The organism is Streptomyces sp. NPDC048521, assembly GCF_043199855.1.
In the GTDB taxonomy this organism is placed as follows: Bacteria; Actinomycetota; Actinomycetes; order Streptomycetales; family Streptomycetaceae; genus Streptomyces.
The window spans coordinates 712,859-738,715 of the sequence record NZ_JBICWR010000001.1; the positions used below are offsets into that span (position 1 = coordinate 712,859).

At 71.8% G+C, this 25,857-nt stretch carries 20 protein-coding genes and 2 pseudogenes; 13 read left to right on the forward strand and 9 right to left on the reverse strand.

Features of this window, described 5'->3' with window-relative positions; genetic code table 11:
• Nucleotides 1-63: 63 nt before the first annotated feature.
• Entirely contained in the window at nucleotides 64-1,749 is a 1,686-nt protein-coding gene (locus tag ACGFRF_RS03485) for a hypothetical protein (RefSeq protein WP_393736758.1), read from the reverse strand.
• Entirely contained in the window at nucleotides 1,746-2,393 is a 648-nt protein-coding gene (gene ribA, locus ACGFRF_RS03490; RefSeq protein ID WP_393737099.1) for a GTP cyclohydrolase II, read from the reverse strand. The genes ACGFRF_RS03485 and ribA overlap by 4 nt, the downstream gene beginning before the upstream one ends.
• A 418-nt stretch (nucleotides 2,394-2,811) precedes the next feature.
• Here ribA and ACGFRF_RS03495 point away from each other — a divergent pair, with 418 nt between their 5' ends.
• The 6 genes from ACGFRF_RS03495 to ACGFRF_RS03520 all read left to right on the forward strand — a co-directional run bounded on the left by ACGFRF_RS03495 (nucleotide 2,812) and on the right by ACGFRF_RS03520 (nucleotide 12,587).
• Nucleotides 2,812-5,406 (forward strand): Pls/PosA family non-ribosomal peptide synthetase, encoded by a 2,595-nt coding sequence (locus ACGFRF_RS03495; RefSeq protein WP_393736760.1) that lies wholly within the window; start codon nucleotides 2,812-2,814, stop codon nucleotides 5,404-5,406.
• 13 nt (nucleotides 5,407-5,419) lie between these two features.
• Nucleotides 5,420-8,683 (forward strand): amino acid adenylation domain-containing protein, encoded by a 3,264-nt coding sequence (locus tag ACGFRF_RS03500; RefSeq protein ID WP_393736762.1) that lies wholly within the window; start codon nucleotides 5,420-5,422, stop codon nucleotides 8,681-8,683.
• Between the two features lie 41 nt (nucleotides 8,684-8,724).
• Nucleotides 8,725-9,729, forward strand: coding sequence for a TauD/TfdA family dioxygenase (locus tag ACGFRF_RS03505; RefSeq protein ID WP_393736764.1), 1,005 nt, complete (start codon nucleotides 8,725-8,727; stop codon nucleotides 9,727-9,729).
• Entirely contained in the window at nucleotides 9,726-10,796 is a 1,071-nt protein-coding gene (gene sbnB, locus ACGFRF_RS03510; RefSeq protein ID WP_393736766.1) for a 2,3-diaminopropionate biosynthesis protein SbnB, read from the forward strand. The genes ACGFRF_RS03505 and sbnB overlap by 4 nt, the downstream gene beginning before the upstream one ends.
• A 36-nt stretch (nucleotides 10,797-10,832) precedes the next feature.
• The gene (sbnA, locus tag ACGFRF_RS03515) at nucleotides 10,833-11,861 is read left to right on the forward strand and encodes a 2,3-diaminopropionate biosynthesis protein SbnA (protein ID WP_393736768.1); all 1,029 of its coding nucleotides are present in this window, start codon (nucleotides 10,833-10,835) and stop codon (nucleotides 11,859-11,861) included.
• Nucleotides 11,862-11,948: 87 nt separating this feature from the next.
• Nucleotides 11,949-12,587 carry a DedA family protein gene (locus ACGFRF_RS03520; RefSeq protein WP_393736770.1) on the forward strand — a complete coding sequence of 213 codons (639 nt, stop codon included), beginning with the start codon at nucleotides 11,949-11,951 and terminating at the stop codon, nucleotides 12,585-12,587.
• Nucleotides 12,588-12,686: 99 nt separating this feature from the next.
• Here the strand turns inward: ACGFRF_RS03520 and ACGFRF_RS03525 are convergent.
• Nucleotides 12,687-12,809 (reverse strand): annotated as a pseudogene (locus ACGFRF_RS03525) (hypothetical protein); the annotation flags it as partial.
• A gap of 56 nt (nucleotides 12,810-12,865) precedes the next feature.
• Here ACGFRF_RS03525 and ACGFRF_RS03530 point away from each other — a divergent pair.
• The 3 genes and pseudogenes from ACGFRF_RS03530 to ACGFRF_RS03540 all read left to right on the forward strand — a co-directional run.
• Nucleotides 12,866-13,636, forward strand: a pseudogene (locus ACGFRF_RS03530) (cytosine permease); the annotation flags it as partial.
• A 714-nt stretch (nucleotides 13,637-14,350) separates the two neighbouring features.
• Nucleotides 14,351-14,710 carry a DUF779 domain-containing protein gene (locus ACGFRF_RS03535; protein WP_393736771.1) on the forward strand — a complete coding sequence of 120 codons (360 nt, stop codon included), beginning with the start codon at nucleotides 14,351-14,353 and terminating at the stop codon, nucleotides 14,708-14,710.
• A 141-nt stretch (nucleotides 14,711-14,851) separates the two neighbouring features.
• Complete coding sequence (locus ACGFRF_RS03540) at nucleotides 14,852-16,024, forward strand: phosphodiester glycosidase family protein (RefSeq protein WP_393737100.1); 1,173 nt, start codon at nucleotides 14,852-14,854, stop codon at nucleotides 16,022-16,024.
• Nucleotides 16,025-16,039: 15 nt separating this feature from the next.
• Here the strand turns inward: ACGFRF_RS03540 and ACGFRF_RS03545 are convergent, their stop codons facing one another.
• From ACGFRF_RS03545 to ACGFRF_RS03570, 6 genes are all read right to left on the reverse strand, one after another.
• Complete coding sequence (locus tag ACGFRF_RS03545) at nucleotides 16,040-16,234, reverse strand: hypothetical protein (RefSeq protein ID WP_393736773.1); 195 nt, start codon at nucleotides 16,232-16,234, stop codon at nucleotides 16,040-16,042.
• A 101-nt stretch (nucleotides 16,235-16,335) separates the two neighbouring features.
• Entirely contained in the window at nucleotides 16,336-17,199 is an 864-nt protein-coding gene (locus tag ACGFRF_RS03550) for a phosphatidylinositol-specific phospholipase C/glycerophosphodiester phosphodiesterase family protein (RefSeq protein ID WP_393736775.1), read from the reverse strand.
• Between the two features lie 171 nt (nucleotides 17,200-17,370).
• Nucleotides 17,371-18,453, reverse strand: a complete 1,083-nt coding sequence (locus tag ACGFRF_RS03555) for an acyl-CoA dehydrogenase family protein (RefSeq protein WP_393736777.1) — start codon at nucleotides 18,451-18,453, stop codon at nucleotides 17,371-17,373.
• A complete protein-coding gene (locus tag ACGFRF_RS03560; RefSeq protein WP_393736779.1) occupies nucleotides 18,450-19,631 on the reverse strand; it encodes an acyl-CoA dehydrogenase family protein in 1,182 nt (393 codons plus the stop codon). Before ACGFRF_RS03560 ends, ACGFRF_RS03555 begins: the two co-directional genes overlap by 4 nt.
• Complete coding sequence (locus ACGFRF_RS03565) at nucleotides 19,628-20,599, reverse strand: NADPH:quinone oxidoreductase family protein (RefSeq protein ID WP_393736781.1); 972 nt, start codon at nucleotides 20,597-20,599, stop codon at nucleotides 19,628-19,630. The genes ACGFRF_RS03560 and ACGFRF_RS03565 overlap by 4 nt, the downstream gene beginning before the upstream one ends.
• Before the next feature lie 96 nt (nucleotides 20,600-20,695).
• Nucleotides 20,696-21,268, reverse strand: a complete 573-nt coding sequence (locus tag ACGFRF_RS03570) for a helix-turn-helix domain-containing protein (protein ID WP_393736783.1) — start codon at nucleotides 21,266-21,268, stop codon at nucleotides 20,696-20,698.
• A 77-nt stretch (nucleotides 21,269-21,345) separates the two neighbouring features.
• Between ACGFRF_RS03570 and ACGFRF_RS03575 the strand changes: the two genes are divergently transcribed.
• The 4 genes from ACGFRF_RS03575 to ACGFRF_RS03590 all read left to right on the forward strand — a co-directional run bounded on the left by ACGFRF_RS03575 (nucleotide 21,346) and on the right by ACGFRF_RS03590 (nucleotide 25,848).
• Entirely contained in the window at nucleotides 21,346-22,293 is a 948-nt protein-coding gene (locus ACGFRF_RS03575) for an NAD(P)/FAD-dependent oxidoreductase (RefSeq protein ID WP_393736785.1), read from the forward strand.
• Nucleotides 22,294-22,378: 85 nt separating this feature from the next.
• Entirely contained in the window at nucleotides 22,379-23,917 is a 1,539-nt protein-coding gene (locus ACGFRF_RS03580; RefSeq protein WP_393736787.1) for an ATP-dependent DNA ligase, read from the forward strand.
• Complete coding sequence (locus tag ACGFRF_RS03585) at nucleotides 23,914-24,387, forward strand: NUDIX domain-containing protein (protein WP_393736789.1); 474 nt, start codon at nucleotides 23,914-23,916, stop codon at nucleotides 24,385-24,387. The genes ACGFRF_RS03580 and ACGFRF_RS03585 overlap by 4 nt, the downstream gene beginning before the upstream one ends.
• Nucleotides 24,388-24,462: 75 nt before the next feature.
• Complete coding sequence (locus ACGFRF_RS03590; protein ID WP_393736791.1) at nucleotides 24,463-25,848, forward strand: NADP-dependent succinic semialdehyde dehydrogenase; 1,386 nt, start codon at nucleotides 24,463-24,465, stop codon at nucleotides 25,846-25,848.
• Nucleotides 25,849-25,857: the final 9 nt, after the last annotated feature.

Genomic DNA, 25,857 nt, shown 5'->3' on the forward strand with positions numbered 1-25,857 from the left:
GTGCGGCCCGCTCCGGGGCTCTGCCGGGCGTCGCGTCCGGTGCGGCCCCGCTCCCGCTGTCGTTCAGCCGGCGACCGTGTAGACCTGCCCGTCGTACGAACCGGCGACGAAGAGCTTGCGGGCCGCGTCGTAGGCGAGGGAGGAGATGCCGGCGGTGGTGGGCCGGTCGGTCACGGACCAGCGGCCGTCGGACCGGTCGTAGATCGCGACACGGCCGTTGTAGCTGCCGGTGGCGATGAGGCGGCCGTCGGTGTCGGCGGCGACGCACTTGATGGAGTGGGTGTGCGGCGTGGACAGGACCTGCACGGTGCGGTCGGGGTTCCAGATGCGCAGCTTCAGATCGCGGCTGATGCTGGCGAACCAGCCGTCGCCGAGGCCCGTGCAGCCGTTGGCGATCTTGTCGTGGGCGTCCTCGACGGTGGCGACCTTCTCCAGTGTGGAGATGCGGTACCAGGTGGCGGAGGCGTCGGCGGCGACGGAGAACAGCAGGTCGCCGGAGACCGCGACGCTCTTGACGGCGTTGACGTTCAGCGGCAGGTCCGTGACGTGCTCGACGGTGTCGCCGGCCAGCCTCAGCAGCAGCCCCTCGCCGGTGTAGGCACCGACCACGGCGTAGCGCTCACCGTCGCGTTCGAAGGCGACGCCGCAGTTCAGGGGCGAGCGGTGCTGGTACAGCTCGCGGCCGGTGAGCGCGTCGAAGACCTTGCCGAGCTGGCCGCCGGAGAGCACCAGGCCGCCGAGCGGGGTGAGGAAGTTGCACAGGCTGCCGGTCTCGGCCACCGGCTCGCCGTCGCGCCGCACCACGCCCGCGTCGCCGACGGTGAGCGTCGAGCCGCCGCGCTCCGGCAGCACCGCGTTGACGCCGCCGGTGGGCGGCACGACGGCGGTGTCCCAGGTGCGCGCCTGGTAGTCGTAGCCGCGGTAGGTGGCGCCGAAGGTGGCGAAGACCAGGCGGGTGCCGCCCGCGAAGGCGCAGGAGCGGGGCCAGACGTCGTCGGGCAGGGCCGTGGTGTCGCGGGCCTCGGGGGCACCGGAGGAGACGTCCCACAGCCGCATCGTGCGGTCGTAGGAGAGGCTGACCAGCAGGTTGCGGGAGTCGTCGAGGACGAGGCGCTTGATGCCCGCGTCGTGCGCGGGGACCGTGCTGCGCTCGTCGGGGCCGACGACGATGATCTGGCCCTCGTCGTTGCCGGCGAAGATGGTGCCGGAGGAGGAGATGGCGACGGTGTCGGTCTCCACGCCGTCCATGTCCAGGTCGGCGATCATGCCGCCGGACTGCAGGGACCAGCGCTTGATGGTGCCGTCGTCGCTGGAGGAGATCAACTCGTCGGCGTCGCGGGCCCATTCGACGGAGATGACGTCGGCGGTGTGCCCCTCGAAGCGGTGCAGCAGACGACCGGTGAAGTCGTAGACGCGCACCCGGTGGTCACGGGAGGCGGTGGCGACCAGTTCCTTGCCGGGGTGGAAGACGGACATCTCCACGTCGTCCTCCTGGTCCCCGAAAACCGCCACCAGCCGTAAGTCGGGTACGGTCCATAAGCGGGCGGTGTAGTCGCTGGAGGAGGTCAGCAGGTGCCTGCCGTCCGGTGCGAACTGGCACTGGTTGGCCAAGTGGTCGTGGAAGGATCGGGCCACCGCCCGCCCGGTGCGCTGATCCCAGCAGATGACCTGGTTGTCGTAGCCGGCCGTGGCCACGTACTCGTCCCGCCAGGCGGCGATGCCGCTGATGGGTCCACGATGCTGGATCATATGGACTCTCCCAGAAGCTCGATGGTGTGTCCGCCCTGCTCGGCCTTGACCCGCAGATAGTCGTGGTTGCGTTCGGTCCGGTGGATGCCGGTGGGGATGACCTCCTCCACGTCGATGCCGTAGCCCTTCAGCTGCTGGACCTTGTCGGGGTTGTTGGTCCGCAGGTGGATGCGCGCCACGTCCAGGGCGCGCAGCATCTGCGCGGCGACGCGGTAGTCGCGCATGTCGTCCGAGAAGTTCAGCTCCCGGTTCGCGGCGAAGGTGTCCAGGCCCTGGTCGTCCTGGACCCGGTAGGCGTCCAGCTTGTTGTAGAGCCCGATGCCGCGCCCTTCCTGACGGAGGTACAGCAGGATGCCCCCCGTCTCGGCGAACAGGTCTACCACTTCGGCGAGTTGCGGTCCGCAGTCGCAACGGGCGGAACCGAAGACGTCGCCTGTGAGGCATTCCGAATGCACGCGCACCAGGGGTACGGGCGGTGCGTACGGGAACACGACGGCGATGTGTTCCCGTCCGTCGGCGAGCCCGGTGAAGCTGATCATCTCGGCAGTGCGCCAGGAGCCGTCGCTCAGGTTCACCGGTACCTCGACCCGGGTGCGGATCGTGGCCTCGGTGGTGGTGAGCGGACCGGTCCTCGGTTGCGGCATCTTGCCGCTGGACGTGCTCAACATGGATCGTCCCTCCGCTGGTAACGGCCCGATTACGTAATCACACCGTCACCTCTGCGCACAGTACGGACAGACCGAGACACCCTCCGAAACGTTTTGTGTTCAACACCGAGATAGAAACGGTCGCCGTGAACGTTCGGGAAGCGCCCGGGAAGCGCATGGAAACCGTGCGGTCACCGTCCGCCCGCCCCGCTCTCACCCCCGTTCGGGTGAACACTGGCGCGGTCCCGCCCCGCGCGGAAGGCCGGTATTACGGAGCCGACGAGCATTTTCTCGCCATTCTGGCCGCCGATCCGAAGTGGCAGCCTGACGCCGACCTGGCCAGACTGAATCTGGCAGTTCGTGATCAGGAAAGAACGATCTCGGACTTCCGATCCATACGTCCCCAGGAGATCCAATGGTGGAGCAGTCCTCCGAGGTCCACATATCCGGGCCGGACGAACCTGCCGTCACCATGAGCGGCGCCGGCCCGACCGAGACGGAGACCGAGAGAAGACTCGCAGACGCGCTGGCCGACGTCGTGGGCGTCGAGCACGTCCCGGTCGACGGTCACTTCTTCACCGATATCGGCGCCAACTCCCTGGTCATGGCCCAGTTCTGCGCCCGGGTGAGGAAAGTGCCGGATCTGCCGTCCCCCTCCATGCGGGACATCTACCGGCACCCCACCGTCCGGAGCCTGGCAGCGGCACTCGCCGGGACCACTCCCTCCCCTACCGGTCCGGCGCTCACCACGCCGGCGCCGGAACCCGCGACGCCGGCGGCTCCCACGTCACGCACGAGCCGGTTCGGCCATGTGCTCTGCGGCACCGTCCAGTTGCTCGTCTTCCTGGGATATTCCCTCGTCTCCGGATTCGTCACCGCCGGAGGATACGAGTGGATCGCCTCCGGTTCCGGCCTGGCCGATATCTATCTGCGCTCGGTCGTGTTCGGAGGCATCGCGTTCCTCGCCCTGTGCGTGTTCCCGGTCGTCGCCAAATGGCTGCTCGTCGGCCGCTGGAAACCGGGCGAGTTCCCCGTATGGGGCCCGGCCTATCTACGTTTCTGGCTTGTCAAGGTGCTGCTCCACGCGAATCCCATGGTGCTCCTCGTCGGAACTCCGCTGTACGTGCTGTATCTGCGGGCCCTCGGCGCGCGGATCGGCAAAGGAGTCACGATCCTCTCCCGTGCCGTCCCTGTCTGTACCGACCTGCTGACGATCGGCGCCGGCACGGTCATCCGCAAGGAGTCGTACTTCCTCTGCTACCGGGCCCACGCGGGCCACATCCAGACCGGCCGGATCACGCTCGGCCGGGATGTGTTCATCGGTGAGAAGACCGTCCTGGACATCGACGCCTCGATGGGCGACGGGGCACAGCTCGGGCACACCTCCGCGCTGCACCGCGGCCAGGCCGTCCCGGACGGTGAGCACTGGCACGGCTCCCCGGCGGAACCGACGCGGATCGACTACGTGCGGATCCCGCCCGCCAGATGCGGCACCGCGCGCCGGGCCTGGTTCAGCACGATGACGCTGCTGCAGCTGGTCTTCCTGTACCTCCCGCTCGCCGTCGGCGGGGTGTACATGCTGTTCACCGAGATCCCGGCGATCGGCAAGCGACTCGATCCGCGCACGGCCGCGCTCAGCCGGCCGGAGCTGATCTCCGACGCGCTGGTTCTCTCCCTCGTCCTGTTCTGCGGCTTCGTCGTCGTGGGCCTCGGTGTCCTGTACACCGTCCCGCGTCTGCTGCATCTGGCGATCAAGCCGGACCGTGTCTACCCGCTCTACGGATTCCACTACACGCTGCACCGGGCCACGGCCCGCATGACGAACATCAAGTTCTTCGCCTGGCTCTTCGGTGACAGCTCCTACATCGTGCACTACCTCAGCGGACTGGGCTACGACCTGTCACGGGTCGAGCAGACCGGCTCCAACTTCGGCACCGAGATGCAGCACGAAACCCCCTTCCTGGTCTCGGTCGGCAGCGGGACGATGGTGGCCGACGGGCTGTCCGTGATGAACGCGGACTTCTCCAGCACGTCCTTCCGGGTCTCCCGGGTGTCGATCGGGGCGCGCAACTTCCTGGGCAACCTCATCGCCTATCCCGTCGGCGGCCGAACGGGCGAGAACTGCCTGCTCGCGACCAAGGTGATGATCCCCCTCGACGGCGAGGTCCGGGAGGGCGTCGGACTCCTCGGTTCGCCCTGCTTCGAGATCCCTCGCTCGGTCGACCGTGACTCACGGTTCGACCACCTCAGGACGGGCGACACGCTGCGCCGCCGCCTCGCCGCGAAGAACCGCTACAACCTTCGCTCGATGGCCCTGATGCTCTTCATGCGCTGGCTGCACACGTTCGCGCTCACGCTGCTCGCGCTGGCCTCCGTCGACCTGTACGGGGTGCTGGGGCACGTGGTGATCGCCGGATACCTGGCGATGACGCTCGCGCTGTCCACCGCGTACTACGTCCTGGTGGAGCGCTGCCTGCTGCGGTTCCGCCGCCTGCACCCCGAGTTGTGTTCCATCTACGACCGGAGATTCTGGCAGATCGAGCGGCTGTGGAAGGCTCCCTCGCACTACCTGAACATCTACAACGGCACGCCCTTCAAGATCCTCGTCTGGCGCCTGCTGGGCGTGCGGACCGGCCGCAGGGTCTTCGACGACGGCTGCTACGTGACCGACCGAACCCTCGCCACCATCGGCGACGGGTGCACCCTCAACGCCGGAAGCAAGATCCAGTGCCACTCGCAGGAGGACGGCACCTTCAAGTCCGACGTCACCACGCTCGGCGCCGGCTGCACGCTGGGCGTCGGAGCCGTCGTGCACTACGGCGTGACCATGGGTGAAGGCTCCGTGCTGGCACCCGACTCCTTCCTGATGAAGGGCGAGGAAGTCCCGCCGCACGCACGGTGGGGTGGCAATCCGGCCGTCGACATGCCGGACACCACCGGGCAGGACCGCCGCGCCGGCCAGGCAGTACCACCGTTCTCCGCCGACGCCACTACGGCGACCGTGAGTTGAGGAAGGCCATTCGATGGGAACGCGCGTGGAAACGGACCGGGAGTACTGGAGCCGCATGCTGACCGCCGGCGGTGTCACCGCGGTGCCCCGGTGGGCTGCCGAGCCGGTTCCGGGAGCGGCCGAGCACGAGACGTCGGTCCCGGACGACGTGACGGACGCCGTGCGGGCACTGGTGCGGCGGTGGGGGGTGCCGGTCAGTGCGCTGCTGCTGGCCGCGCACGCCAAGGTGCTGGCCGCGCTGTCCGGCGAGCGGGACGTGGTGACGGGTTACACCACGGGAGTGCGAGGCGAGCCGTTGCCGTGCCGCCTGACCGTCCCGCCGGGTTCCTGGCGTGCACTGGTGTCGACCGCCGAGCGCGCCGAGGCGGAGGTGCTGGCCCACCGGGAGTTCCCGGTGGAGGACCTGTGTCGGGAACTGGGGGTGACCCAGCCGTCGTACGAGGTCGTGTTCGGCCCCATGGGAGCCGACGAGACCCACGTCGACGACGGCGTGCTGCAGGTGCGCTGGTCCGACCGGGGCGGGCGGCTGATGCTGCGGCTCCGGTACCGCACCGACGTGCTGGACGCCGCGGCCGCGGCCCGGATCGCCGGCTACCACCTGACGGCGCTGCGGCTGATGACGGCCGACGCGGACGCCGACCACACGCGGGGGAGCCTGCTGTCCGCCGACGAGGTCCGTGAGCAGCTGGACGGGCTGGCCGGGCCCCGCCGGCCACTGCCCGACGCCCGGGTGCACGAACTGTTCGAGCAGCGGGTACGGATGCATCCGGACGCGGTGGCGGCCGTGCACGGCGAGCGGCAGTGGACGTACGAGCAGCTGAACCGGCGCGCGAACCAACTGGCGCGGGCGCTGCTGGACCGGGGGCTGGGCCCCGAGGACGTGGTCGCCGTCGTCACCGAACGCACCCTGGACTGGCTGGCGGCGACGCTGGCGGTGTTCAAGGCGGGCGGCGCCTACCTGCCGATCGAGCCGCACTTCCCGGCCGGACGCATCGGGGCGACGTTGTCGCGTGCGGGGTGCCGGCTGGTCCTGACCGAGACGGGCAGCACCGCCTCCCTCGACCAGGCGCTGGCCACGCTACCGGGGATCGAGAAGCTGCCGATCGACGTGGCTTGTGCGGAACCGCACGGCGACGGGGATCCCGGCGTGCGGGTGGAGGCCGGCCGGCTGGCCTACATCTACTTCACCTCCGGCTCCACCGGCGAGCCGAAGGGGGCGATGTGCGAGCACGCGGGCATGCTCAACCACCTCCACGCCAAGATCGACGACCTCGGTATCGGTGAGGGGTGCGTGGTGGCGCAGACGGCGCCGCAGTGCTTCGACATCTCCCTGTGGCAGCTGGTGTCCGCGCTGCTGGTCGGCGGCCGGACCCTGCTGGTCGAGCAGGACGTGATCATGGACGTGGAGCGGTTCGTCGACACGCTGGTGCGCGGCCGGGTCGGCGTGGCGCAGGTCGTGCCCTCCTATCTGGAGGTCGTGGTCTCCTATCTGGAGCAGCATCCCCGCAGCCTGCCGGACCTGCGGTGTGTGTCGGTCACCGGTGAGGCCCTGAAGCGGGAGCTGGTGCAGCGCTGGTTCGCGATCCAGCCCGGCATCAAGCTGGTCAACGCCTACGGGCTGACGGAGACTTCGGACGACACCAACCACGAGGTGATGGACCGGGTGCCGGACCGGGTGCTGCTGGGGCGCGCGGTGAACAACGTGCACGTCTACGTCGTGGACGAGCAGCTGTCGCTGGTACCGCTGGGCGCTCCGGGCCTGATCGCGTTCTCGGGGGTCTGCGTGGGCCGGGGCTACGTCAACGATCCCGAGCGCACCCGAGAGGCCTATCGTCAGGACCCGTACCGTCCCGGTGAGCGACTCTACCTGGGCGGTGACTGGGGACGCTGGCACCCCGGCGGCAAGCTGGAGTTCCTCGGCCGACGGGACAACCAGGTCAAGATCCGTGGCTTCCGCATCGAGATCGGCGAGATCGAGAACTCCCTGCTGCGGGTGGACGGCGTACGCGACGGCGCGGTGGTCGTCGCCGAACCGGCCGGCCGCAGCAGGCATCTGATCGCCTTCTACACCGGAAGGCGGCACCGGCCGGAGGTACTGCGCGAGGCGCTCGGCGCGGTGCTGCCCGCCTACATGGTCCCCTCGGCCTTCCACTGGCAGGACAGCCTGCCGCTGACCGCCAACGGCAAGACCGACACAAAGGCCCTGACCGCGCTCGCCGAACAGAGCCCGCCGACCACCGAAGGGGGCGGTGCGGGCACGCAGGATCGCGGCCCGCTCAGCCCGGCCGAACGGAGGCTGGCGGCGGCCTGGGCCGAGGTGCTGGGCGTGCCCGAGCAGCAGGTCGGCCGCACGGACCACTTCTTCGACTCCGGCGGCACCTCCCTGACGGCGGTCAAGCTCAGCCTCGCGCTGGACCGCGCGGTGTCCCTCAAGGACATCACCCGGCACCCGGTGCTCGCCGACCTCGCGGCTCTCCTCGACGGCACGCCCCGGCAGCACGGGGAGCTGCTCCAGCCCCTGTCCGACGCGGGCGGTGCCCCGGAGTGCGCGCTGGTGTGCTTCCCCTACGCGGGCGGCAACGCGGTCAACTACCAGCCGATGGCGAGCGCGCTGGCCGGCAGCGCAGTGGCCGTCCTCGCCGTGGACCTGCCCGGTCACGACCTGGCCGCGCACCAGGAGCCGTTGGCGTCGATCGCGCAGGTCGCCGAGCAGGTCGCCGCCGAGATCACCGCGCGTGGCCTGACCCGGGTCATGCTGTGGGGCCACTCGTCGGGTGCCGCGCCGGCCCTGGAGACGGCCAGGAAGCTCCAGGAGCGAGGCGTGTGCCCGACCCGCGTGTTCGTCGGTGCGCAACTGCTCGGCACCGCCGCCGACCGGCGCGCGGCCATCGGCGAACTGACGAGCCTGAGCGACGCCGAGATCGCGGCGCGGCTGACCGCGGACAGCGGTTACCCGGAACTCGCGGAACTGAACACGCGGCACGCCGAGCGCATCGGTGCCGTCTACCGGCACGACTGTGTGTCCGCGCACCGCTACTTCTGCGCCACCCTGGACGTCCCGCCGCCGGTGAAGCTGTCCGCGCCGGTCACCGTCGTCGTCGCCGCCGACGACCCGCACACGGCCGGACACGCCGGTCACCACCGGGACTGGCTGCTCATGGCCGAGCACGTCGATCTGCACGAGCTGGCCGACGGGGGCCACTACTTCCCGCGCACCCGTCCGGCCGAGGCGGCCCAGGCCGTCCTGAGCGCCACCCTGCCACTGGCCTCCCCCTGAACCTCGTAGACCTCCAGACGGGCCACCGAAAGGAAACGAAGATGCCGTTCTCATCCCTGGCACCACCGCTCGATGTGGAGCTGCGGCCGGACAGACCCGCGCTGCTGCGTGTCGACCGCCCTGGTGATGCCCCGAGTTGGGCAGCCGAGTACCGCGAGGCGCTGCGTGCGCAGGTCACCGAGCACGGGGCGCTGGTCGTCCGCGGCCTCGGCCTGCGGGACGCGGACCAGGTCGGCGCCGTCTTCGCGCGGCTGGCCGGTGCTCTCATGACGGAGCGGGAGGCCTTCGCCCCCCGCGACGCTCATGGCCCGGGTCTGTACTCCTCCACGTCCTGGCCGGCCAACCAGCCGATGTGCATGCACCACGAGCTGAGTTACACGCTGGAGGTGCCCGGCCTGATGCTGTTCGCGTGCCTGACCGCGCCCGAGCAGGGCGGGGCGACGGCCGTGGCCGACGCCGAACAGGTACTGCGGGCCCTGCCCGCCGGGCTGACGCAGCGGTTCGAGCGGGAGGGCTGGCTGCTGACCCGCACCTACAACGACGAGATCGGGGCGTCCCTGGCGGAGTCGTTCGGCACGGACGACCGGGCCGAGATCGAGCGCTACTGCCGGGCCCACGCCATCGACTTCACCTGGCAGGCCGACGGATCCCTGCACACCGAGCAGCGCCGCAGCGCCGTCGTACGGCATCCGCTCACGGGCAGGCCCTGCTGGTTCAACCAGATCGCCTTCCTCAACGAATGGACGCTGGCCCCGGAGGTGCGCGAGTACCTGGTGGACGAGTACGGCGCGGACGGGCTGCCGTTCAACACCCGCTACGGGGACGGCACCCCGATCGGCGAGGACGTCGTCCAGCTGCTCAACACGACGTACGAGACGCACACCCGGCGCGAGCCCTGGCAGGCCGGTGACCTGCTGCTCGTGGACAACATCCGCACGGCGCACAGCCGGGAGCCGTTCACCGGAGAGCGGCAGGTGCTGGTCGGCATGGGCGAGCCCCGGCGCCTGCCCGACCACTGCCCCACCCCGGAGGCGAGCGAGCGATGACCGATCTGCTGTCCACCACCTCCCAGGCGGCGGTGCCCGAGGCGGCCTCCGCGCCGACGTTCGCGGTGATCTCCGGTGAGCAGGTGCACAACGCGCTGAACGGCGCCGAGAAACAGCTCGTGCAGCTGGTCGAGGCCACCTACCGACTGCACGGCGCCGGCGACTCGGTGAACCCGCCGTCGTACTTCCTGCGCTTCCCCGACCGCCCCACGGCGCGGATCATCGCGCTTCCGGCCTCCATCGGCGGGTCCGTCCCCGTGGACGGCCTGAAGTGGATCTCCAGCTTCCCGGAGAACGTGAGCGCCGGACTGCCGCGGGCCTCGGCGGTGCTCATCCTCAACGACCACGACACGGGCTACCCGTTCGCCTGTCTGGAGAGCTCCATCATCAGCGCGACCAGGACCGCTGCGTCCGCCGCGCTGGCAGCCGACTGGCTCAGCCGCAACCGGCCCCGCCCCAGCCGCGTCGGATTCTGCGGTACGGGCCTGATCGCCCGCTACATCCACACCTTCCTGGCCCGCACCGGCTGGGCCTTCGAAGCGATCGGCGTGCACGACGTGTCCGCCGACAGCGCCGAAGGCTTCTGCGGCTACCTGCGTGAGGCGGGCGCCACCGAACCGGTCAGCCTCCACGACAGCGCCGAGGCCCTCATCCGCTCCAGCGACCTCGTCGTCTTCGCCACCGTCGCCGGCCGGCCCCATGTCACCACCCCGGCGTGGTTCAGCCACAACCCCTTGGTCCTGCACGTGTCCTTGCGGGACCTCGCCCCCGAGGTCCTGCTCGGTTCGGCCAACTTCGTCGACGACGTCGAGCACTGCCTGCAAGCCGACACCTCGCCCCATCTGGTCGAACAGCTCACCGGCAACCGCGACTTCCTGAACGGCACCCTCAACGACGTGATGCTCGGACGGGCAGCACCGCCGACCGACCGGCCGGTGGTCTTCTCGCCCTTCGGGCTCGGTGTCCTCGATCTGGCCGTCGGCAAGTACGTCTACGACGAAGTAGCCCGGGCGGGAGAGCTCCGCCTCATCGACGACTTCTTCCACGACCTGCGCCGGTACGGCTGAAGCCGTCGTTCTCCGCCTGGCACCAGGAGGCCCGTCGTGCCTGTCATATCGGCTCCCCACGCCTTCAACGAAGGCCAGCTCTTCGTCGACCTCGCGTCGATCTGCGGATACCCGTTGTACCTGAAGTGCGAAGGCTTCAACTTCGCCGGCTCCATCAAGCTGAAGGCCGCGAACGAGATGGTGGAGACGGCCGAGCGTGAGGGGGTCCTGAAGCCGGATTCCATCCTCGTCGAGTCCTCGTCCGGGAACCTGGGCGTCGCGCTCAGCATGATCGCCGCGAGCAAGGGTTACCGGTTCCTGTGCGTGACGGACTCCCGTTGCAACCTGTCGACCAGACTGCTCATGGAGGCCCTCGGCAGCGACGTGCATATCGTCGCCGACCAGGACTCCAACGGCGGCTTCTTGGGCATGCGGATCGAGTACGTCCGTGAGCTCTGCGCCTCCGACGACCGCTACGTCTGGCTCAGTCAGTACACCAACGCGGGCAACTGGCGGGCGCACTACCGCACGACCGCCCCGGAGATCGCCGGCAAGTTCCCGGAACTGGACGTCCTCTTCGTCGGGGCGGGCACCACGGGAACGCTGATGGGGTGCGCCCGCTACTTCCGGCAGTGGCACCGGCCGGTACGGATCGTCGCCGTGGACAGCGTGGGCTCGGTCGCCTTCGGCGGCGAGCCCGGCCGGCGGATGATCCCCGGCCTGGGCATGAGCATGCGCCCGCCGCTGCTCGACGAGTCCTACGTGGACGAGGTGATCCGGGTGGAGGAGGCGGACACCATCCGCACGTGTCACCTCATGGCCCGGCGCGGTTTCCTGTTCGGCGGCTCCACCGGGACGGTGGTCAGCGGCGCGACGGACTGGCTGGCACGGCATGACACCCGTGGCCTGACCGCGGTGGCCATCGCGCCGGATCTCGGCGAGCGCTACCTCGACACCGTCTACCAGACCAACTGGCTGCAGGACCTGTACGGCGATCACGTCCTCGATCCCGAGCAGGCGAGCACCGCACCACCCCAGGAGGTCAAGCCGGCGTCACGGGCGCCGGGCCGCCGGCGAAGACCGTAGCGCGCCTCCGCCCGGGGGGGCCTCCGGCACCGGGAGGGGAACGGATACATACTGGTAGCCCCGCGAGGAGGCCAGGAGGCTCGGTCGGTGATCGCCGTCAATCCGATGGACAGCGCCTCGGTGCTGGCCGCCTTCGGCGCGCTGGGCGTCCTGGCGGTGATCTTCGCGGAGTCGGGTCTGCTGGTCGTCGGCTTCTTCCTGCCCGGGGACACGCTGCTGTTCCCGGCCGGTGTGCTGTGCGCGGCGAGCGCCGACCAGGCGCCGCGGCTGTCGCTGTGGCAGGTGCTGGTGTGCGCGGCCGTGGGAGCGGTGGCCGGTGGCCAGGTGGGGTACCTGATCGGGCGGCACGGCGGGCGGGCCCTGCTGGCGCGCACGTCCCGCCGGGGGGTGAAGGACGCGGCGGCCCGGGCGGAGGAGTTGCTGGCCCGGTACGGCTACGGCAAGGCGCTGGTGATCGGCCGGTTCGTGCCGGTGCTGCGGACGGTCCTGCACCCGGTGGCCGGTGCGCTCGGGGTGCCGAAGCGGACGTTCACGGTCTGGCAGGTGGTGGGCGGTGTGCTGTGGTCGCAGACGCTGGTCCTGGCCGGATACACCCTCGGTGCCTCCGTCCCGCACGTCGACGACTATCTGCTGCCGCTGGTCGCCGTGGTCGTCGTCCTCTCGCTGCTGCCCCTGCTGGTCGAGGCCCGGCGTGCGCGCCGCGAACGCCGCCGGTCCTCGCCCTGAGCCGCCCGGCTCCGCCTCCCGCAGGGTACGGCCGGCAGCCGCTCTCCTCCGGCGGCCGGCCCACGGCGCCGGTCCTCCTCCCCGGCCAGGGCCGGCGCGCTACAGATCCGCCGCCCGGTAGGTCGCCTGTCCCCCGACCACCGTGAGCACGACCGGCAGCTCGGCCAGGTCGGTGTCGGCCACGGCCAGCGGGTCGTCGGCCAGGACCGTGAGGTCGGCGCGGTGGCCGACGGCGAGCCGGCCGGCGTGGTGCTCCTCCCCCGCCGCCCAGGCCGCGTGGCGCGCTGGTGCTGATGGGCCTGAGCCTGTGGCAGGCGCTGGCGGTGATCGTCGTCGGCAATCTGTTCTGGCTGCTCACCGGACTGCTGGCGATCCCGGGCCCGGCGGCGGGCGCGCCCAGCGAGGTCATCACGCGGGCGATGTACGGGGTGCGCGGGAACCGGGTCGACAACGCGGTGACCGGCTGGGTGATCTCCGTCTGCTACTTCGCGCTGAACCTGGCCGCCGCGGCGACCGCGGCCTTCTCCCTGGCCGGCCGGGCCGGTCTGCCGGTGAACTCCGCGGTGAAGGCGGTCGTCGTGGTGCTCATCGCCGCGGTCACCCTCGCCATCAGCGCCTACGGCCACTCCGCGATCGTCCGGCTCTACGTCCCGATCACCCTGGCCCTGACGGCCGTCTTCGCCGTGGTGGCCGTCGCGGTGGTGCGGCACACCGACTTCGGCTACGCCGCCGAGCGGCCGCTGACCGGCACCGCCCTGTGGGCGGCCCTGCCGGCCGGCGTGGCCATGATCGCCTCGGGTCCGCTCTCCTGCATCTCCTGCACCACCAGCGCCGACTTCTCCCGCTACCTGCCGCGCACCACGCCCGCGAAGGCGGTGGCCGGCTGGACGGCGTTCGGCGGCTTCGCGCCCAGCATCGTGGTGTGCGGCCTCGGCGCGCTCGCCGCGACCGCCGTCGACATGGGCGACCCGGAGTCCTCGCTGCAGCGGCTGCTGCCCGGCTGGTTCCGCCCGGTGTTCCTGCTGGCGCTGGTCCCCGGCACCGTCGCCCGGCAGCACCCGAAACCAGGTCCCCACAGTCCGGCAGCACCCGAACCCAGGTCCCACAGTCCGGCACCGCCCGGGCCAGGTCAACGCGGCTTGCGGTCCTTGCGGCGCTTACGGTTCGGGCGGTGGGGGCGGTGGAGCGTGCCCAGTTCCCCCACGGCCGCGCGGACATGCGCCGAATCGTTCGGGCGGGACGTCCCGGCACACCGCCAGGACGCCCGTCCGGCGTCCTCGGCCACATGCATCCCGAGCTCGTGGACGCTGCACACCGGCCACGCCTGCCACAGGCATTCCATGACGGTGTCCTGGGCGGCCTCGGCGACGGCCAGGAGGGCTCCGGCGGCGGTCGACTCCGGCCCCAGGGAGTTGCCGTGCGCGTCCCCGTTCGCCAGGGCCACGTAGAGCTGCTCCGCCTCGCCCTCCGCCCCGCCGGGGTAGGCGATGAGGCGCAGCGGACCCTGCTCGGGCCGGGTCACGGCCAGGTCCCGGTTGACGACGGCCAGCGCCTCGTCCCAGAGCGGGTGTTCCCCCGGTGGGACGAAGCGGGGCCGGGGCAGGTCGAGGAACGCGTGCATGACCCCATCCTCTCAACCGGCCGCCCTCCTGCTCTCGCCGCCCGTCCGCAGCAGCAGGCGGGCAACGACGCGTTCTGGACGGGTTCATGAGGATCCGTGAGACTGGACCGGATCCGGCGCCCCCGCTCTCCAGGACGGTGACATGGAAGAGGAAGTCCCCCGCGTCGAACTCACCCCGCGGGCCGCGGAACTGGTGCGCCGGCTGCGCGCCGAGCACGGCCCGCTGATGTTCCACCAGTCCGGCGGCTGCTGCGACGGCAGCGCGCCGATGTGCTATCCGGACGGCGAGTTCCGCACCGGCGACTCGGACGTGCTGCTGGCGGAGCTGTCGGTGGACGGCGTCGAGGAGCCCGTCACCTTCTGGATGTCGCGGAGCCAGTACCGGGCGTGGAGCCACACCCGGCTGATCGTCGACGTCGTTCCGGGACGGGGCAGCGGTTTCTCGCTGGAGGCACCCGAGGGGGTGCGTTTTCTCACCCGTTCTCGCGTAGTCGACGTCTAGTCGTCCCGTCGGTCCCCACCGTCTGGTCCACTGCCCTTGGGAGCAAGGGAAGTTGACGAGACATCAGGGGGCACGGTGACCGGACGTCGCAGGCATTCGGCAGCGGGCAGAGCGGTTCTCACGGCGGTCACGGCGTTCGGTGTGCTGGCCGGCGCGGCCCTGGCGGGTGCGGCACCGGCCGGTGCCGCGCCGGCCGGCCGGCGGATCGCGCCGGGCGTCACCTACCGGCAGTTCGACGTCGCCGCGGCCGCGGGTATCGCGCACGCGCATCTGCTCACGGTCGACCTGGGCAATCCGCACGTGAGGGTCGGCCTGCTCCACCCGGGTGCGGTGGCGGCCCGGGCCACCGTCTCCCGGCTGGCGGACTCGGCCGGAGCCGTCGCCGGCGTCAACGGTGACTTCTTCAACATCACCGAGACCCAGCACCCGGGCGTACCGGCCACCGGCGCGCCCGTCGGACCGGCCGTCGCGGACGGGCAGGTGCTCAAGGCGGCGGTGCCCAAGGGCCAGCGGTTCGGGCCGGCACTCCCCTCCGGCACGGACACCCAGGACGTCTTCGGCGTGGGCACCGACCGGCGGGCCCGCCTCGACCGCCTCTCCCTCGTCGGCACCGTCGGCACGCCGGAGGGGCGGCTGCCCCTCAAGGGCCTCAACCAGTACGCGCTCCCGCTGGACTCCGTCGGCGCCTTCACCGCGAAGTGGGGCAGCGCCTCCCGGGAGCGCGCCGTCTGCGGCACCGACACCCAGCGGGCGGCGCCGTGCAGCGCCGACACCTACGAGGTGCAGGTGAAGGGCGGCCGGGTGGTCTCCGTGTCCGACGCCCCGGGCAGCGGCTCGATCGCTGCGGACACCACGGTCCTGCTGGGCCGCGAGGAGGGCGCGCAGCGGCTGCGCAGGCTCTCGGTGGGTGACCCGGTGACCGTCACCCACACCCTGGTGGCGGCCACGTCCGGGGTGCCGTACACGTTCGCGATCGGCGGCTTCCCCGTCCTGCGCGACGGCAAGCCGCTGTCCGGCCTGGACGGGACCGCCTCGGCGGTCCGCACGGTCGTGGGTTTCAAGGGCGGCGGACAGCAACTGCTGGTCCTGGCGCTGGACGGGGCCGAGGCCTACCGGACCGGCATGACCGTCGCGGAGGAGGCGGACACCATGCGGGCACTGGGCGCGTCCGACGCGTTCAACCTCGACGGCGGCGGCTCGACGGAGCTGGTCACCCGCGACGAGGACGCCACCGCCGTGACGGTCCGCAACCACCCGAGCGGCGGCGCCGAGCGCCCGGTGCCGAACGGCATCGGGGTCTTCTCGGCCGGCTGACCCGGCCCCGCGTCCTCAGGGCCGCAGGCTGCTCACCAGTTCCGCGGTGGCGGTGAGCCCGCTGTGGATCGTGGGCGCCATGCTCGTGCTGGCCAGATAGAAGCCGAGCAGCATGCAGACCAGGGCGTGGGAGATCTTCAGCGCGCCGTTGCGCATGAAGACCACGGCCAGGATCAGGAGCAGCAGTACCACAGAGATGGAAACGGCCATCGGGAACCTCCTCCGCCACGCCCAGGAGCGGCGTTCGGCCGCAAGTGTGGCGTAGCGGAGGGTTCCGCCGGGCGGCTGACGTGTCCTCCGATCGTGTGGTCTTACGCGGAGGGGTGGGCGTCGAGGAAGGCCTCCAGGCCGGCGAGGTCGTCGGTGTTGAGGTGGTCGACGCCCCCGGCGAGCAGCTCCGTCCACAGGGCGTCCCGGGCCGGACCGGCCGTGTCCGGGGTCGCCCAGAAGCGGATCCGCTGCCCGCGCGCATGAGCGGCGGCGGTGATGCCGCGCAGCTTCTGCCGCTCCGCGTCCGGGAAGGGCCCGTCGCCCAGCCAGGTGAAGTTCAGCGTCCAGTTGTCGCTGATCAGCGGGGCGAAGGCGGCGGGGGCGCTGCCGCCGAGGTCGGTGAGCCGGCCGTCGTAGAAGGCGCGGCGCTCGGTCTGCGCCTCCATCGGCGTACGGGCCGCGCGGTCGCCGGAGACGACGGCGGTGACCGGTCCGGGGTGGACGCGGCCGTGCGCGTACCGGGTGAACAGGCGCGGGTAGCGCCTGAGGTGGCGGTCCAGTTCGAGATACGTCGACGCGCCCTCGGTCTTGATGTCGATGAGGAGTTGCAGTGGCCGGCGCCCACCCCGGTGGACGGTGCCGTGGTTGGCCCGCACACGGGCGGCGAGCGGGTCGAGGTAGAGGGACTCCAGGGTGCGGGACGGATCCAGCTCGGTGGCGTCGTGGCCGACGAGGAGCTGATCGCCGACGAGGAAGATGTCGGCCTCGACACTGCCGAAGCGGTGGTCGAGCGCGTCGTAGAGGGGGCGCGGGTGCGCGTAGTCGTTGTGGGCGTGGGCGTGCCACAGCGGGCGCCTGCCGCGGTGGCCGCCGGCCGCCCACGCCTGCGCGGTGGGCACGGCGACCGCGCCGGCGAGGGCGGCGCCGAGGGTGGTGAGGGCTCTGCGACGGGTGGTGAGGGCCATGCGCTGCCTCCCATGAGGTGCCGGACGGGACCGGGGAGAGTATGCGTGCGTTTCCCGCCCAACGGGCCCTCTGGGGCGCAGAGTTGGCCGGACTACCGCCCTCTGTTCACTTCACCGCGGTGGGCGCACGACAAAGCCCGCCCCAGGTGGGGCGGGCTTCACCGTGGTGCGTCAGGGTGCCTGGAGGCCGACCAGTCCGGCCAGCGCCTCGCGGTGGGCGCCCGCGGTGCCGTAGGCGATCGAGTCGGCCTTGGCCCGCTTCAGATACAGGTGGGCCGGGTGTTCCCAGGTCATACCGATACCGCCGTGCAGTTGCACCGCCTCCTCGGTGGCATGGACGGCGACGGGCGCCGCGTACGCCTGCGCTACGGCGACCGAGACGTCGGCGTCCTCGCCCGAGGCCAGCGCGTCGGCGGCGGCGCGGGCGGCCGCACGGAGGTTGACGACCTCCAGCCAGAGCTGGGCGAGCCGGTGCTTGAGCGCCTGGAAGCCGCCGACCTGCCGGTTGAACTGCTTGCGGACCTTCAGATACCGGACCGTCTCGGTCAACGCCCAGTCGGCCACGCCCAGTTGCTCCGAGGCGAGCTGTCCGGCGGCGGCGCGCAGGGCCCGGCGTACGGCGGGTTCGGCGTCGCCGACCCGGCGGCCGGCCGCACCCTCGAGGGTGACGGTGGCGAGCGGCCGGGTCAGGTCGAGGGAGGCCTGCGGGGTGATGGTCACCGCGTCGGCGGCCACGGCGTACAGGCCGCCGTCGTCGGCCGGGACGAGCAGGACGTCGGCGACGGCGGCGTCCGCGATCCCGGTCAGTTCGCCGTGCAGGACGCCGTTCCCGGCGCGTACGACGGCGAAGGCGGCGCCCGCAGCGGAGTGCAGCCCGACCGCGAGGGCACCGATGGTCCGCCCGGAGGCCAGCTGCCCCAGCAGCTCTTCGTCGCCGCAGGCGAGCAAGGCCTCGGTGGCCACGACGGCGCTGGTGAGATACGGCACGGGGGCGACCGCCCGGCCCAACTCCTCCAGCACCACGGCGACTTCCCGGTGGGACGCGCCCTGGCCGCCCTGCGCCTCGGGCACCAGGAGGCCGGCGAGACCCATGCCGTCGGCGAGGGACTTCCACAGGGCGAGGTCGTGCGGGGCGTCCGACTCGCTGCGGGCGATGACGTCCGCGGCGGCGCAGTGGTCCGTGAGCAGGTCGCGGACGGCGGCGCGCAGCGCCTCTTCCTCCTCGGAGTAGAGAAGATCCGGCTGTGTGCTCATCGGGCCAGGTCCTTCCAGGCGACGTCCTTGTCGGTGCGCGGCTCGGCGGGCAGGCCCAGGACGCGCTCGGCGACGATGTTCAGCAGGACCTCGGTGGTCCCGCCCTCGATGCTGTTGCCCTTGGAGCGGAGGTAGCGGTAGCCGGCGTCGCGGCCGGTGAAGTCCACCAGCTCGGGGCGTCGCATGGTCCAGTCGTCGTACAACAGGCCTTCTTCGCCGCGGAGTTCGACCTCGAGGCCGCTGATCTCCTGGTTGAGGCGGGCGAAGGCGAGCTTCATGCCGGCGCCCTCGGGGCCTGGCTGGCCGGCGACGAGCTGCTGGCGCAGGCGTTCGGCGGTCAGGCGGGAGACCTCGGCCTCGACCCACAGTTTCAGCAGTCGCTGGTGCAGGTCGTGGGTGCGCAGCTCGGGGCGTTCGCGCCAGGTCTTCGAGACCGGGCCGATCATGCCGCCCTCGCGGGGCAGCCGCATGCCGCCGATGGCGACGCGCTCGTTGTTCAGCGTGGTCTGGGCGACCCGCCAGCCGTCGCTGACCTCGCCGAGGCGACGGGCGTCGGGGATGCGGACGTCGGTGAGGAAGACCTCGTTGAACTCGGCCTCCCCGGTGATCTGGCGCAGCGGCCGCACCTCGACACCGGGGTCGGTCATGTCGCAGAGGAAGTAGGTGATGCCGGCGTGCTTGGGCACGTCCGGGTCGGTGCGGGCGATGAGGATGGCCCAGCGGGCGACGTGGGCGCTGGACGTCCACACCTTCTGCCCGTTGACCACCCAGTCGTCGCCTTCCCGTACGGCGCGGGTGCCGAGGGCGGCCAGGTCGGAACCGGCGCCGGGCTCACTGAAGAGCTGGCACCAGACCTCCTCCCCCGTCCACAGCGGACGCAGATAGCGGCGCTTCTGCTCCTCCGTGCCGTACTTCAGGATCGTCGGCGCGGCCATGCCGAGGCCGATGCCGATGCGCCGGGGGTCGTTGTCGGGCGCGCCCGCGGCCTCCAGCTCGGCGTCCACGACGGCCTGGAGGGAGCGCGGGGCGGCCAGGCCACCGAGGCCCTCCGGGTAGTGCACCCAGGCCAGGCCGGCGTCGAAGCGGGCCCGGAGGAACTCCGTGCGGTCCGTCGTGGCGGGCGGGTGCGCTGCCAGGAACTCCCTTGTGCGGCTGCGCAGTTCCTCGGCGTCGGTCATGCGATGGCTCCCTTCTCGGGGACGACGGCCACCCGGCCGGTGGTCACGCCGTCGGCGACCCGCTGCACGGCCGTGGCGGCGTCGGCCAGCGGGACCCGCTCGCTCACCAGCGGCTTGATCGCACCCCGCGCGGCCAGCTCGGTGAGCTGCTCGTGGCACTGGAGGACCAGCTTCGGGTTCTTGGTGTTGTACAGGCCCCAGTGGAGGCCCGCGATCGAGTAGTTCTTCACCAGGGCGTGGTTCAGCGCCGGGCTCGGGATGGTGCCGCTGGCGAAGCCGACGACGACGATCCGCCCCTCGAAGGCGACCAGCTTGGCGGACTGGGCGTAGGCATCGCCGCCCACGGGGTCGTAGATCACATCGGCGCCCCGCCCGCCGGTCGCCTCCTTCACGGCCGCGACCACGTCCTGGTCGCGGCGGTCGACGACAACGTCACAGCCCAGCTTCCGGGCGACGGCGGCCTTCTCGGCGCCGCCGACCACGCCGATCACGGTGGCTCCGGCCGCCTTGCCGAGCTGCACGGCCGCACTGCCGACACCACCGGCGGCGGCGTGCACGAGCAGGGTCTCCCCCGCTTCCAGGTGGGCCCGGCGATGCAGGCCGAACCAGCCGGTCTGGTAGCCGATGTGCAGCGCCGCGGCCTCCGCGTCGTCCAGCGACTCGGGCGCGGGCAGCAGGGCGCGGGCGTCGGCGACGGCGTACTCGGCGAAACCGCCGTGCGGCAGCGTGGGGTTGGCGATCACCCGGCGGCCGTCCTCGGTCTCGCCGCAGATCTCCACGCCCGGTGTGAAGGGCAGCGGCGGACGTACCTGGTACTGGCCCCGGCACATCAGCGCGTCCGGGAAGTTGATGTTGGCGGCCCGCACGCGCAACAGCACCTGGCCGTCACCGGGCGTGGGCCGCTCCACCTCCGCCAGGCGCATCACCTCGCTCGGCTCGCCGTTCTCGTGCACTTGCCATGCCTGCATGCGGGGCCTCCACGGGAGCTGCTTCTCTGACCGGGTCCGACGGCATACTAAGCGGTCGCTTGCCGATCAGGGAACAGTCCGCCGGTGACGCGTGTGTCACGGCCTGCGGGGGCGCGCCCGGACATGCATGCGCTCTCCCTGAGGCCCGAACAGACTGAGGAACTCCGCGGGCCCCTCCCCCGTCGAGCCGAACCAGTGCGGCACGCGTGTGTCGAACTCCGCGGCCTCCCCCGGCGACAGCACCACGTCGTTCTCGCCGAGGACCAGCCGCAGCCGCCCCGACAGCACGTACAGCCACTCGTAGCCCTCGTGGGAGCGCGGCTCCGGCTCCTGGTTGCGCTGCGGTTCGAGGACCTTGAAGGCCTGCAGTCCGCCGGGCTGGCGGGTCAGCGGCCAGAAGGTGCGGCCGTAGCGCTGGACGGGCTGGGCCCGCACCCGCGGATCACCGACCGGCGGGGCACCGACCAGCTCGTCCAGCGGCACCTGATGGGCCCGGGCGATCGGCAGCAGCAGTTCCAGGCTGGGCCTGCGCAGGCCGGACTCCAGCCGGGAGAGAGTGCTCACGGAGATCCCCGTCGCCTCCGACAGCGCGGCGAGGGTCACCTCCCGCTCCTTGCGCATGCGCCGCAGTCGCGGGCCCACCTCGGCGAGAACGTCGTCGGTACTCATGCCCGTATTGCAGGTTCGGCAAGTTCGTTTGTCAATGCCGCAGGACCGGGGCCACCGTCGGGAGCGGAGGTGGTCACATGACCGAGAGCTACGAGGTGGTCGTCGTCGGAGGCGGTGCGGCCGGGCTGTCCGCCGCCCTGGTGCTGGGCCGGGCCCGGCGCCGCACGCTGGTCGTCGACGCGGGGGAGCCGCGCAACGCGCCGTCCGCGCACATGCAGGGCTATCTGAGCCGGGACGGCATGTCCCCGGCCGAGTTCCTGGCCGTCGGGCGGGAGGAGATCGCCCGGTACGGAGTGGAGCTGGTCCGGGACCGGGCCGTGGACGCGGGCAGGGACGGCGCGGGCTTCACGGTGGAGCTGGCGAACGGCCGGACCGTACGGGCCCGGCAGCTGGTGATCGCCACCGGCCTGCGCGACGAGCTGCCGCCGGTCCCGGGGCTGGCCGAGCGGTTCGGCCGGGATGTGGTCCACTGCCCGTACTGCCACGGCTGGGAGGTGCGCGACCTGCCGACGGGGGTGCTCGCGACCTCCGTGCTCGGCGTGCACCAGGCCTTGATGGTCACGCAGTGGTCGAAGGACGTGCGGTTCTTCCTGCACGAGGTGAGCGAGTCGGAGCTGAGCCACGACGACCTGCGCCGGCTGGCCGCCGCCGGGGTCACGGTCGTGCCCGGCCGGGTCGCGGAACTCGTCGTCGCCGACGACCGGCTCACCGGGATCCGGCTCGCGGACGGCACGGTCCACGACCGCGAGGTGCTGTACGCCGCCCCGCGCCCCGTGCCCAACAACGACCTGCTGGTCCGGTTGGGCGCGCAGCTCGCCGAGACGCCCTTCGGTGCCTACCCGGTCATCGACGAGCGGGGCCTGACGAGCGTGCCCGGGCTGTGGGCGGCGGGCAACGCCAGTGGATTCGCCGAGCAGGTGGTGAACGCGGTCAGCCGGGGCTACCGGGCGGGCGCCGCGATCAACGGGGAGCTGCTCATGGCCGACCTGGACAGCAGCGCCGAAGGGGCACGGGACGGTGCCTGAGGTGCGGGTACCGCCCCGCGCCGGCCACGACGTACCCGCGGCTGAGGCATGTGCGTCCGGCTGAGCGCTGAGGCACCATGACTCCATGCTGCTGAGCCGGCTCGCCCAGGTGTCCCGGGAGGTGGCCGCAACGGCGGCCCGGTCCCGCAAGACCGCGCTGCTCGCGGAGCTGTTCCGGGAGGCGGAGGCGGACGACGTGCCGATCGTCATCCCCTATCTGGCCGGACGGCTGCCGCAGGGCCGGCTCGGCGTCGGCTGGAAGGTGCTCGGCCGGCCGGTCCCGCCGGCGGCCGAGCCCTCCCTCACCGTCCGGGAGGTCGACGCCCGGCTCTCCGAGCTGGGCAAGGTGGCCGGGCCGGGCTCCCAGGCGGAGCGGGCGCGGCTCGTCGGGGAGCTGATGGGCGCGGCCACCGAGGAGGAACAGCGCTTCCTGCTGGGCCTGCTCACCGGCGAGGTCCGGCAGGGCGCGCTGGACGCGGTCGCCGTGGAGGGGCTCGCCCAGGCGACCGGCGCGGACCCGGCGGACGTACGGCGGGCGGTGATGCTCGCCGGGTCGCTGCAGACGGTGGCCCAGGCCCTGCTCGGCGAGGGGCCCGGGGCGCTGGACCGGTTCCGGCTCACCGTGGGCCGCCCGGTGCTGCCGATGCTGGCGCACAGCGCCTCCTCGGTCGCCGAGGCGGTGGAGAAACTGGGGGCCTGCGCGGTAGAGGAGAAGCTGGACGGCATCCGGGTCCAGGTCCACCGGGACGGCGACACGGTCCGCGTCCACACCCGCACGCTGGACGACATCACCGACCGGCTGCCGGAAGTGACCGCCGCCGCACGGGCGTTGCGGGGCGAGCGCTTCATCCTGGACGGCGAGGTGATCTCCTTCGACGGCGCGGGCCGGCCCCGCTCCTTCCAGGAGACGGCGGGCCGGGTCGGCTCCCGGACGGACGTGGCGAAGGCCGCCGAGGAGGTCCCGGTCTCCCCCGTCTTCTTCGACGCCCTCTCCGTCGACGGCCGCGACCTCCTCGACCTGCCCTTCGCCGAACGGCACGCGGAGCTGGCCCGGCTGGTGCCCGAGCCGATGCGGGTCCGGCGCACGGTGGCCGCCGGGCCGCGGGACATCCCGGAGGCGGAACGGTTCCTCGCCGACACCCTGGCCCGCGGCCACGAGGGCGTGGTGGTCAAGGCGCTGGACGCGCCGTACAGCGCGGGCCGGCGCGGCGCCTCCTGGCTGAAGGTCAAGCCCGTCCACACCCTCGACCTGGTGGTGCTGGCCGCCGAGTGGGGACACGGCCGCCGCACCGGCAAGCTCTCCAACCTCCACCTCGGCGCCCGCACCCCCGACGGCGGCTTCGCCATGCTCGGCAAGACCTTCAAGGGCATGACCGACGCCATGCTCGCCTGGCAGACCGAGCGGCTGCGGGAACTGGCGGTCGAGGACAACGGCTGGGTGGTGCGGGTCCGCCCCGAGCTCGTCGTGGAGATCGCCTACGACGGTCTGCAGCGCTCCTCCCGCTACCCGGCCGGTGTCACCCTGCGCTTCGCCCGCGTGGTCCGCTACCGCGAGGACAAACGGCCTGAGGACGCCGATACGGTGGAGGCCCTGCTGGCGGCTCACCCGGAGGTCCTGCCGTGACGGTGCGTGCGACGAAGCGCAGCGCGGGTCTACTGCTGTTCCGGCACACCGACGCGGGGTTGGAGGTGTTGCTCGGGCATATGGGCGGTCCGTTCTTCGCCAAGAAGGACGCGGGCGCGTGGACCGTACCGAAGGGCGAGTACGAGCCGGACGAGCCCGCCTGGGAGGCGGCCCGGCGGGAGTTCCAGGAGGAGCTGGGGCTGGCGCCGCCCGACGGGGAGGCCGTGGCGCTCGGCGAGGTCGTGCAGAGCAACGGCAAGATCGTCACGGCGTGGGCGGTCGAGGCGGACCTCGACCCGGAGTCGATCAACCCGGGGACCTTCACCATGGAGTGGCCGCCGAGGTCCGGCCGGACACAGGAGTTCCCGGAGCTGGACCGGGTGGCGTGGCTCGCTCTGGACCGGGCCCGTGAGGTGGTCATCCCGGCGCAGGCCGCGTTTCTCGACCGCCTGGCGGAGCACTCGGGCTGAACAGGGCCTCACGCGTTGCGGTCGGCCGTGCCGCGCGCGAAGGTCGAAGCAAGCCCGCTCCCAGGGAGGTCAGCCATGCCCATCGCGACGGTGAACCCGGCGAACGGCGAGACGCTCAAGACGTACGAGCCCATGGGCGAGGAGGAGCTGGAACGCCGGCTCCAGCTCGCCGAGGCCACCTTCCGCACGTACCGGACGACCACGTTCGCCGAACGCGCGCGGCTGCTGAACAAGGCCGCCGACCTGCTGGACGAGGACCAGCAGGAGATCGGCAGGATCATGACCACCGAGATGGGCAAGCCGGTCAAGCAGGCGCGGGCGGAGGCCGCGAAGTGCGCCAAGGCCATGCGCTGGTACGCGGAACGCGCCGAGGGGCTGCTGGCCGACGAGGAGCCGGCCGACGCGGACGTGAAGGACTCCGGCGCCTCGCGGGTCCAGGTCCGCTACCGGCCGCTCGGACCCGTCCTCGCCGTGATGCCGTGGAACTTCCCCCTCTGGCAGGTGGTCCGGTTCGCCGCGCCCGCGCTGATGGCGGGCAACGTGGGCCTGCTCAAGCACGCCTCCAACGTCCCCCAGACGGCCCTGTACTTGGAGGACCTGTTCCACCGGGCGGGCTTTGGGGAGGGCTGTTTCCAGACGCTGCTGATCGGCTCCGGCGCGGTGGACGACATCCTGCGCGACGAGCGGGTGAAGGCGGCCACCCTGACGGGCAGCGAGCCCGCGGGCCGGGCGGTCGCGTCCACCGCCGGGGAGATGATCAAGAAGACGGTGCTGGAGCTGGGCGGGAGCGACCCCTACCTCGTGATGCCCTCCGCGGACCTCGACCGAGCGGCCCGGGTCGCGGTGACCGCGCGCGTACAGAACAACGGACAGTCCTGCATCGCCGCCAAGCGGTTCATCGTGCACACCGACGTCTACGACGCCTTCGCCGAGAAGTTCGTCGCGGGCATGCAGGCCCTCAAGGTCGGCGACCCGCTGGAGGAGGACACCGAGATCGGGCCGCTCTCCAGCGAGCGGGGGCGGGACGACCTGGAGGAGCTGGTCGACGACGCGAGGCGCAGCGGGGCCGAGGTGCTGTGCGGCGGGGAGCGGCCGGACGGGCCCGGCTGGTACTACCCGCCGACCGTGCTCGCCGGCATCACCCGGGAGATGCGCATCCATCGCGAGGAGGCGTTCGGGCCGGTCGCCACGCTGTACCGGGCCGGTGACCTGGAGGAGGCGATTCTGATCGCCAACGACTCGCCCTTCGGACTGAGTTCGAACGTGTGGACGCGGGAGGAGAACGAGGTGGAGCGGTTCGCGCGGGACCTGGAGGCGGGTGCCGTCTACGTCAACGGGATGACCGCCTCCCATCCGGCGTTCCCGTTCGGCGGCGTGAAGCGGTCGGGGTACGGGCGTGAGCTGTCCGGGCACGGAATCCGCGAGTTCTGCAACATCACCACGGTTTGGCAGGGTGCGTGAGCACTGCGC

Excerpts from the sequence above, each read along its gene's own strand:
- ACGFRF_RS03485 (WP_393736758.1), bottom strand. The coding sequence starts at position 1,749 with ATGATCCAGCATCGTGGACCCATCAGCGGCATCGCCGCCTGGCGGGAC.
- ribA (WP_393737099.1), bottom strand. The coding sequence starts at position 2,393 with ATGCCGCAACCGAGGACCGGTCCGCTCACCACCACCGAGGCCACGATC.
- ACGFRF_RS03495 (WP_393736760.1), top strand. The coding sequence starts at position 2,812 with ATGGTGGAGCAGTCCTCCGAGGTCCACATATCCGGGCCGGACGAACCT.
- ACGFRF_RS03500 (WP_393736762.1), top strand. The coding sequence starts at position 5,420 with ATGGGAACGCGCGTGGAAACGGACCGGGAGTACTGGAGCCGCATGCTG.
- ACGFRF_RS03505 (WP_393736764.1), top strand. The coding sequence starts at position 8,725 with ATGCCGTTCTCATCCCTGGCACCACCGCTCGATGTGGAGCTGCGGCCG.
- sbnB (WP_393736766.1), top strand. The coding sequence starts at position 9,726 with ATGACCGATCTGCTGTCCACCACCTCCCAGGCGGCGGTGCCCGAGGCG.
- ACGFRF_RS03535 (WP_393736771.1), top strand. The coding sequence starts at position 14,351 with ATGGAAGAGGAAGTCCCCCGCGTCGAACTCACCCCGCGGGCCGCGGAA.
- ACGFRF_RS03545 (WP_393736773.1), bottom strand. The coding sequence starts at position 16,234 with ATGGCCGTTTCCATCTCTGTGGTACTGCTGCTCCTGATCCTGGCCGTG.
- ACGFRF_RS03550 (WP_393736775.1), bottom strand. The coding sequence starts at position 17,199 with ATGGCCCTCACCACCCGTCGCAGAGCCCTCACCACCCTCGGCGCCGCC.
- ACGFRF_RS03555 (WP_393736777.1), bottom strand. The coding sequence starts at position 18,453 with ATGAGCACACAGCCGGATCTTCTCTACTCCGAGGAGGAAGAGGCGCTG.
- ACGFRF_RS03560 (WP_393736779.1), bottom strand. The coding sequence starts at position 19,631 with ATGACCGACGCCGAGGAACTGCGCAGCCGCACAAGGGAGTTCCTGGCA.
- ACGFRF_RS03565 (WP_393736781.1), bottom strand. The coding sequence starts at position 20,599 with ATGCAGGCATGGCAAGTGCACGAGAACGGCGAGCCGAGCGAGGTGATG.
- ACGFRF_RS03570 (WP_393736783.1), bottom strand. The coding sequence starts at position 21,268 with ATGAGTACCGACGACGTTCTCGCCGAGGTGGGCCCGCGACTGCGGCGC.
- ACGFRF_RS03575 (WP_393736785.1), top strand. The coding sequence starts at position 21,346 with ATGACCGAGAGCTACGAGGTGGTCGTCGTCGGAGGCGGTGCGGCCGGG.
- ACGFRF_RS03580 (WP_393736787.1), top strand. The coding sequence starts at position 22,379 with ATGCTGCTGAGCCGGCTCGCCCAGGTGTCCCGGGAGGTGGCCGCAACG.
- ACGFRF_RS03590 (WP_393736791.1), top strand. The coding sequence starts at position 24,463 with ATGCCCATCGCGACGGTGAACCCGGCGAACGGCGAGACGCTCAAGACG.